The sequence below is a fragment of the Nocardioides sp. P4_G4 genome, from assembly GCF_056401085.1.
The window spans coordinates 1-8,013 of the sequence record NZ_JBFUKA010000136.1 but is presented as its reverse complement, the minus strand read 5'-3'; the positions used below and the strand labels follow the sequence as shown (position 1 = coordinate 8,013).

Sequence of the window (8,013 nt, the reverse complement as noted above, 5' to 3'; positions counted from 1 at the left end):
CCCCTCGGCCCGTGTCGACGCCGCCACCGCCTGGGGCGTCCCGCACCTGCCGGAGGCCGTCGGCCGCGACGCCGACGCCATCCTGGCCGCGCTCACCGACGGCAGCCTCGGGGGCGTCGTCGTCGGCGGCGTGGACCCCGACGACACCGCCGACCCGGCCGCGACCCTCGCCGCCCTGGACGCCGCGTCGTTCGTGGTGAGCCTCGAGCTGCGCGAGACCGAGGTGACCCGGCGCGCCGACGTGGTGCTCCCGGTCGCCCCGGTCACCGACAAGGCCGGCACCTTCGTGACCTGGGAGGGCCGTCTGCGTCCCTTCGAGGCGGTCTTCACCAACCCCGGCTCGCTGCCCGACCTGCGTGTGCTCTCCGGCATCGCCGACGAGCTGGCCTCGCTCGGCCAGGGCAGCCCGCTCGGCTTCCGCACCGTGCCCGAGGTGCGCTCCGAGATGGAGGCAGTGGGCCCGTGGGACGGTGCCCGTCCCGACCCGGTGCTCGGCGAGGCGCCCCGCCCGTCGCACGCCGAGGCCGGCGCGCTGGCGCTCTCCACCTGGAAGCAGCTCCTCGACGCGGGATCGATGCAGGACGGCGACGCCAACCTGGCCCTCACCCGCCGTCCGGCCGTCGCACGCGTCAGCCCCGGCACCCTCGCCTCGCTCGACGGCACCACCGGCGACGAGGTGGTCGTCACGGGTGACCGYGGCACCCTCACGGTGCCGGTGGAGGTCGTCGAGGACATGGTCGACGGGGTGGTCTGGCTCCCGACCCACAGCCTCGGTCGGGGGCTCCTCGCCGACCTCGCCTCGCCCGGCAGCACGGTCACCCTGAAGGGAGCCGGCCAGTGATCATCCCCCAGGCACTCACCCTCGCGGCCCAGACGCCGCAGGGCGACGGGCTCGAGGCCTTCGGGCAGGACCCGTGGTGGCTTGTCCTCGTGAAGGCCGTGCTGATCTTCGTGGTCCTGGTCCTGCTGACGCTGTTCAACATCTGGTGGGAGCGCCGCGTCGTCGCTCGCATGCAGCACCGCATCGGTCCCAACGTCAACGGTCCCTTCGGCCTGCTCCAGTCGCTCGCCGACGGCGTCAAGCTCGCGCTCAAGGAGGACCTGATCCCCAAGGCCGCCGACAAGGCGGTCTTCCTGATCGCCCCGGTGCTCGCGGTCATCCCGGCGTTCGTGACCTTCTCGGTGATCCCGTTCGGACCCGTGGTCGAGCTGCCGTTCACCGATCGCACGACGCCCCTCCAGCTCACCGACATGCCCGTCGCGGTGCTGTTCGTGATGGCCATCGCCTCGATCGGGATCTACGGCATCGTCCTCGGAGGCTGGTCCTCCGGCTCGACGTACTCCCTGCTCGGCGGCCTGCGCTCGAGCGCGCAGATGATCTCCTACGAGGTCGCGATGGGCCTCGCGCTGGTGGCCGTGTTCCTCTACGCCGGCTCGATGTCGACCTCGGAGATCGTCGCGGCCCAGAACCCCGACCCCGAGTACTGGCTGGGCGTCATCCCGATCCCCACCTGGTACGCCCTGATCCYGCTGCCGTCGTTCGTCATCTACGTGATCGCGATGGTGGGCGAGACCAACCGCGCGCCCTTCGACCTCCCCGAGGCCGAGGGCGAGCTGGTCGGCGGCTTCCACACCGAGTACTCCAGCCTCAAGTTCGCGCTGTTCTTCCTCGCCGAGTACATCAACATGGCGACGGTGTCGGCGCTCGCGACGACGCTGTTCCTGGGCGGCTGGCACGCGCCGTGGCCGATCATCCAGCTGTGGGAGGGCGCCGACTCCGGCTACTGGCCGCTGCTGTGGTTCTTCGGCAAGATGCTGCTCTTCATCTTCATGTTCATCTGGCTGCGCGGCTCGCTGCCCCGGCTGCGCTACGACCAGTTCATGGCGTTCGGCTGGAAGCGGCTCATCCCGATCTCGCTGGTGTGGATCATCGCCGTCGCGACCATCCGCGTGCTGACCCTCGACGGGGGTGTCAACCGTGACTACCTCCTCGGCGCCGCCGGGGTCCTGCTCGCCCTGTTCCTGGTGCTGTTCTTCGTCGGCGACCGGGACTCCGCGGACGACGAGGGCGAGGCCGAGCCGGACCGCGAGCCGGTCGACGCCTTCGCCGGCGGCTTCCCGGTCCCGCCCATGCCCGCCGGTGGTGCGGTTCGCGGCGCCGCCGCCCCGTTGACCTTCGCCGACCGTCGTACGACGGTGCCGGGCACCACGAGCACGACCGTCGTCGACGGCGCGACCGCCTCCGGGTCCGCGTCGCACAAGGAGAAGTCATGAGTGAGTCCAAGGGCTTCAAGGAGCAGTTCTGGGACCCGGTCGCCGGCTTCGGCGTCACGTTCCGGACGATGTTCAAGAAGGTCGTCACCGAGCAGTACCCCTTCGAGAAGCTGCCGACGGCGCCCCGCTTCCACGGTCGCCACCAGCTCAACCGCTGGCCCGACGGCCTCGAGAAGTGCATCGGCTGCGAGCTGTGCGCCTGGGCCTGCCCGGCCGACGCGATCTACGTCGAGGGTGGCTCCAACACCGACGGCCCCGACGGGGAGCGGTTCAGCCCCGGCGAGCGCTACGGCCGCGTCTACCAGATCAACTACCTGCGCTGCATCCTGTGCGGGCTGTGCATCGAGGCCTGCCCGACGCGCGCGCTCACGATGACCAACGAGTACGAGCTGGCCGACAACAACCGCGCCGACCTCATCTACGAGAAGTCCGACCTGCTGGCCCCGCTCCTGCCCGGCATGGAGCAGCCCCCGCACCCGATGCGCCTCGGCGCCGACGAGACCGACTACTACCGCGGCACGTTCAATGTCGATGGACGCGAGAGCGTCGCCTCCGGCGCCACGCTGCCGGTCGACGGTGGCGACAGCGTCGCCTCGCCCGAGGACCTCGTGACCGACCGGACCGCAGGGGAGGGGAGCCACTGATGGCCTTCTGGATCCTGGCCCCGATCATGGTGGTCGCCGCCCTCGGCATCCTGTTCGTCCGCAAGGCGGTGCACGCCGCGATGCTGCTGGCCGTCGTGATGATCAGCCTCGCCGTGCTGTACGCCGTCCTGGACGCGCCCTTCCTCTTCGCCGTGCAAATCATCGTCTACACCGGCGCCATCTTGATGCTGTTCCTCTTCGTGCTGATGCTGGTCGGCGTCGACGCCTCCGACTCGGTCGTGGAGACGATCCGCGGCCAGCGCGCGATGGCCACCGTGCTGGGCCTGGTCCTGGGCCTCGTCCTGGTCACGGCCTTCTCGCAGGTCTCGCTCGGCACCGCCGTCGGCATGGACGAGGCCAACGCGGGCGGCAACATCGAGCAGCTGGCGAACATCTTGTTCAGCCGCTACGTCTTCGCCTTCGAGGCGACCAGCGCGCTCCTCATCACCGCGGCCATCGGCGCCATGGTCCTCGCCCACCGCGAGCGACTCACGCCCAAGCCGACGCAGGCGTCGCTGGCCGCGCAGCGGATGCGCGACTACGCCGAGTCGGGCAAGCACCTCGGCCCGCTGCCCTCGCCGGGCGTCTACGCCCGCCACAACGCGGTCGACACCCCGGCGCTGCTGCCCGACGGCACCGCGTCGGAGGCCTCGATCTCCCGCGTCCTGGCGGCACGGGGCACCGTGCGCTCCGCGCCGGCCTTCGCCGACGACATCGACGAGGTACGCCGCCAGCTCGGCGGTGGGCGCGCCGACGCGGCCGCCGACCCGACGACCATGCCGGAGCAGTCCGGCAAGGACGGCGCCCCGGCCACGACCGAGGAGGACGTGCGTAGCACCCCAGGACGTTCCTCCGCTTCTCCGCTCCGCTCCTCCGCCGAACAACGCCCAGGGGACCCCGCATGACCAACGAGTACGTCGTGCTCTCCGCGATCCTGTTCACCATCGGCTGCGTCGGAGTCCTGACCCGGCGCAACGCCATCGTGGTCTTCATGTGCGTGGAGCTGATGCTCAACGCCTGCAACCTCGCCCTGGTGGCCTTCGCCAAGCAGCACGGCAACCTCGACGGACAGATCGCCGCCTTCTTCGTGATGGTGGTGGCTGCCGCCGAGGTCGTCATCGGCCTGGCGATCATCATGACCATCTTCCGCACGCGACGCTCGGCCTCGGTCGACGACGCCAGCCTGCTGAAGTACTGAGGACCTGACTGTGAACCTGACTGTGAACGCGGGAGCCATCGTGCTCGCCTCCGAGGGCGGGTCCGTCCCGGTGGTGCACCCCGGTGCCGCCGACGGGGTGTTCTCGCTGCTGTGGCTGGTCATCGCCCTGCCGCTCGCCGGCGCCCTGGTGCTGCTGCTCGGTGGCGCCATGGCTCGTGGCGCCCTGGACCGGGTCGGCCACTGGCTCGGCACCGCCACCGTGGCCGGCTCCTTCGCGCTGAGCGTGGCCCTGTTCGTCTCCCTCCTCGGCAGGTCGGAGGAGGAGCGCCAGGTCGGCCAGCACCTCTACACGTGGTTCCAGGTCGGCGGCCTCGACGTGGGCATGGACCTGCTCTACGACCCGCTGTCGGCGCTCTTCCTGCTGCTGATCACCGGTGTCGGGTCGCTCATCCACGTCTACTCGATCGCCTACATGGAGCACGACCCCCGCCGGCGCCGCTTCTTCGGCTACCTCAACCTCTTCGTCGCCGCGATGCTGGTGCTGGTCCTCTCGGCCAACTACCTGGGCCTCTTCCTCGGCTGGGAGGGCGTCGGCCTCGCGTCGTACCTCCTCATCGGCTTCTGGCAGCACAAGCGCTCCGCGGCCGCGGCGGCCAAGAAGGCCTTCGTCATCAACCGGGTCGGTGACATCGGCCTGTCGCTGGCCATCGCCCTCCTGTTCGCCACCTTCGGCACCACCGACTTCGCCGCGATCAGCGCCGTGTCGGGCGACGCGAGCCAGGGCACGCTCAACGCGCTCGGCCTGCTCCTCCTGCTCGGTGCCTGCGGCAAGTCGGCCCAGGTCCCGCTCCAGGCGTGGCTGCTCGACGCGATGGAGGGCCCGACCCCGGTCTCGGCCCTCATCCACGCGGCGACCATGGTCACCGCCGGTGTCTACCTCGTGGTCCGCTCCAACTTCATCTACGAGCTCGCGCCCGTCGCGCAGACCGTGGTGGTCATCGTCGCCACCGTCACGCTGCTGTGGGGCGCGATCCTCGGCTGCGCCAAGGACGACATCAAGAAGGCGCTCGCGGGCTCCACGATGAGCCAGATCGGCTACATGATGCTGGCCGCCGGGCTGGGCGTCGCGGGCTACCCGTTCGCGATCTTCCACCTGCTGACCCACGGCTTCTTCAAGGCCAACATGTTCCTCGGCGCCGGCTCGGTCATGCACGGGATGGACGACGACGTGGACATGCGCCACTACGGCGGGCTGTCGAAGTACATGCCGATCACCTTCCTGACCTTTGCGATGGGCTACCTCGCGATCATCGGCTTCCCCGGGTTCTCCGGCTTCTGGTCCAAGGACAAGATCATCGAGACCGCCCTCGCCGAGAACCTCGTCGTCGGCCTCTGCGCCCTCCTCGGCGCCGGCATCACCGGCTTCTACATGACCCGGCTGATGCTGATGACGTTCTTCGGCGAGAAGCGTTGGTCCGAGGGCGTCCACCCGCACGAGTCGCCGAAGCTGATGACCGTGCCGCTGATCGTGCTCGCTGCGCTCTCGGTCCTCGGTGGCGTGCTGCTCCTCGGTGACTTCGTGGTCGACTTCCTCGCCCCGGTGACCGGCGTGGCCGAGCACCACGAGCCGCCGCTGGCGCCGATCGCCATCACGATCCTCGCGGTCGTGGTGGTCGCGGTGGGCGTCGGTGCCGCGTGGTTCCTCGTGGGCCGGCAGGCCGTGCCCCGCGAGGCCCCGCAGGACGTCTCCTTCGCGACCCGCGCCGCCCGCGCCGACCTGTACGGCGACGCGATCAACGACGCGGTGGTGGTCCGGCCGGGTCTCGACCTCGTGCACGGCCTGACGACCTTCGACCGCGTCGGCGTCGACGGGGCCGTCGAGGGCGGTTCCGCGGCCGTCGGCGGCATCTCCGGAGTGCTGCGTCGCGTCCAGAACGGCTTCGTCCGCTCCTATGCCCTGTCCCTGCTCGGCGGCGCCCTCCTCGTCGTCCTGGCCCTGCTGGCGGTGAACCTGGCATGAACAGCCTTCCTGTCCTCACGATCCTGATCGCGCTGCCCCTCGTGGGCGCGCTCGTCACGGCGTTCCTCCCGGCCGCGACCGCGCGCCTGGCCGGCCTCGGCTTCGCCGGCGCCGCACTGGTGTGGGCGGCCGTGGCCGCCCTGACGTCGTACACCCTCGACGGCGGCATGCAGCTGACCGAGACCCACACGTGGATCGAGGCCCTCGGCGTGCACTACGCGCTCGGCGTCGACGGCCTCGGACTGGTCATGGTGCTGCTCACCACCCTGCTCGTGCCGATCGTCCTCGTCGCTTCCTGGCACGAGGCGGACGACGCCGGCAACGGCGGCAGCCGCGCCTTCGTGGCCTGGGTGCTCGCGCTCGAGGCGATGGCACTGGCCGTCTTCACCGCCACCGACGTGTTCCTCTTCTACGTCGTCTTCGAGGCCACCCTGATCCCGGCCTACTTCCTCATCGGCGGCTTCGGCCGTGCCGGACGCGGTGCCGCGGCGACCAAGTTCCTCATCTACCAGCTCGCCGGCGGCCTGGTGATGCTCGCGTCGGTGATCGGGCTGTACGTCGTGTCCGCCGACGCCGGGAACCCCAGCTTCCTGATCAGCGACCTCGCCGCCCTCGACATCGACCCGATCACCCAGCGGTGGCTGTTCCTCGGCTTCTTCATCGCCTTCGCCATCAAGGCGCCGCTGTTCCCGGTGCACACCTGGCTGGCCGACACGACCGAGCACGCGACCCCGGGCACCTCGGTGCTGCTGGTGTGCGTGCTCGACAAGATCGGCACCTTCGGGATGCTGCGCTTCTGCCTCGGGCTGCTGCCCGACGCCTCGCAGTGGGCGACCCCCGTGGTGGTGGTCCTCGCCCTGATCTCGATCGTGTACGGCGCGCTGGTGGCCATCGGGCAGGACGACATCCTGCGCCTGATCGGTCTCACGTCGCTGAGCCACTTCGGCTTCATCGTGCTCGGCATCTTCGTGTTCAACACCCAGGGCGGTTCGGGCGCGGTCCTCTACATGGTCAACCACGGCATCGCGACCGCCGCGCTCTTCCTGGTGGCGGGCTACATGATCCAGCGGCGCGGGACGGCCTCGATCCGGGCCATGGGCGGCGGCATCGAGAAGGGTGCCCCGGTCATGGCGGGCATCTTCCTGATCTCCGGGCTGGCGGCCTGCGGGCTCCCGGGCCTGTCCACGTTCGTCTCCGAGATGCTCGTGATCATCGCGGCCTTCCAGCACGCCTGGTGGGCAGGTGCCGTGGCGGTCACCGCGATCGTGCTGGCCGCGATCTACGTCCTGTGGCTCTACCAGCGGACCATGACGGGCCCCGAGCAGGTGGAGGTCCGCGACCTCGACCGGCGTGAGATCGGCACCCTGGCGCCGCTCATGCTGGCCCTCCTGCTCTTCGGCTTCGTCCCCATGCCGCTGCTCGACGCGATCAACCCCTACGTCGACGACACGCTCACCCAGGTGGGCGTCAGCGACGAACCCCCGACCGTTCCTGCTGCTGACCAGGCAGGCGTCGACTCCGCCGATGAGACAGCCGACGGCGCGGCCAGCTCGCAGGGAGGCCACGAGTGAACGAGTTCATCAAGCCGACGATCGAGTACTTCGAGCTCTGGCCGCTGCTCGTCGTCTTCGGCGTCGCCTGCCTGGGCGTGCTCGTCGAGGCGTTCGCGCCCCGCTCGGCCCGCTACCGGGCCCAGGTGGTGCTCACCCTCGCCGGCCTCGCGGCCGCGCTCGTGGGCGTCGTCCTGATCGCCCGGGACACCGAGGTCTACGGCGACGGCGCCGCCCGCGGCGTCCTCGCCGTCGGCGGCACCATCGCGGTCGACGGTCCGACCCTGTTCATCTGGGGCCTCGTGCTGGTCCTGGCCCTCGGCGGCACGCTCCTCTTCGCGGAGCGGCACCTCGACGGAGGCGTCT

The 8,013-nt window shown here is 70.4% G+C and carries 7 protein-coding genes and 1 pseudogene; all 8 read left to right on the top strand.

Features of this window, described 5'->3' with window-relative positions; genetic code table 11:
- Nucleotides 1-841, top strand: an 841-nt coding sequence (locus AC1DQF_RS20640; RefSeq protein WP_477527101.1) for a molybdopterin dinucleotide binding domain-containing protein, incomplete at its 5' end; no start/stop codon positions are given.
- An 89-nt stretch (nucleotides 842-930) separates the two neighbouring features.
- Nucleotides 931-2,274, top strand: coding sequence for an NADH-quinone oxidoreductase subunit NuoH (gene nuoH, locus AC1DQF_RS20635; RefSeq protein WP_477527103.1), 1,344 nt, complete (start codon nucleotides 931-933; stop codon nucleotides 2,272-2,274).
- Entirely contained in the window at nucleotides 2,271-2,918 is a 648-nt protein-coding gene (gene nuoI, locus AC1DQF_RS20630) for an NADH-quinone oxidoreductase subunit NuoI (RefSeq protein ID WP_477527100.1), read from the top strand. The genes nuoH and nuoI overlap by 4 nt, the downstream gene beginning before the upstream one ends.
- A complete protein-coding gene (locus AC1DQF_RS20625) occupies nucleotides 2,918-3,823 on the top strand; it encodes an NADH-quinone oxidoreductase subunit J (RefSeq protein ID WP_477527099.1) in 906 nt (301 codons plus the stop codon). The genes nuoI and AC1DQF_RS20625 overlap by 1 nt, the downstream gene beginning before the upstream one ends.
- Complete coding sequence (nuoK, locus tag AC1DQF_RS20620) at nucleotides 3,820-4,116, top strand: NADH-quinone oxidoreductase subunit NuoK (RefSeq protein ID WP_056925602.1); 297 nt, start codon at nucleotides 3,820-3,822, stop codon at nucleotides 4,114-4,116. The genes AC1DQF_RS20625 and nuoK overlap by 4 nt, the downstream gene beginning before the upstream one ends.
- Nucleotides 4,117-4,186: 70 nt before the next feature.
- On the top strand, nucleotides 4,187-6,097 hold the full coding sequence (gene nuoL / locus AC1DQF_RS20615) for an NADH-quinone oxidoreductase subunit L (protein WP_477527102.1): 1,911 nt from the start codon (nucleotides 4,187-4,189) through the stop codon (nucleotides 6,095-6,097).
- On the top strand, nucleotides 6,094-7,668 hold the full coding sequence (locus AC1DQF_RS20610) for an NADH-quinone oxidoreductase subunit M (protein WP_477527098.1): 1,575 nt from the start codon (nucleotides 6,094-6,096) through the stop codon (nucleotides 7,666-7,668). The genes nuoL and AC1DQF_RS20610 overlap by 4 nt, the downstream gene beginning before the upstream one ends.
- Nucleotides 7,665-8,013 (top strand): annotated as a pseudogene (locus tag AC1DQF_RS20605) (NADH-quinone oxidoreductase subunit NuoN); the annotation flags it as partial. The gene AC1DQF_RS20610 and the pseudogene AC1DQF_RS20605, both read left to right, overlap by 4 nt.

Excerpts from the sequence above, each read along its gene's own strand:
- nuoI (WP_477527100.1), top strand. The coding sequence starts at position 2,271 with ATGAGTGAGTCCAAGGGCTTCAAGGAGCAGTTCTGGGACCCGGTCGCC.
- AC1DQF_RS20625 (WP_477527099.1), top strand. The coding sequence starts at position 2,918 with ATGGCCTTCTGGATCCTGGCCCCGATCATGGTGGTCGCCGCCCTCGGC.
- nuoK (WP_056925602.1), top strand. The coding sequence starts at position 3,820 with ATGACCAACGAGTACGTCGTGCTCTCCGCGATCCTGTTCACCATCGGC.
- AC1DQF_RS20610 (WP_477527098.1), top strand. The coding sequence starts at position 6,094 with ATGAACAGCCTTCCTGTCCTCACGATCCTGATCGCGCTGCCCCTCGTG.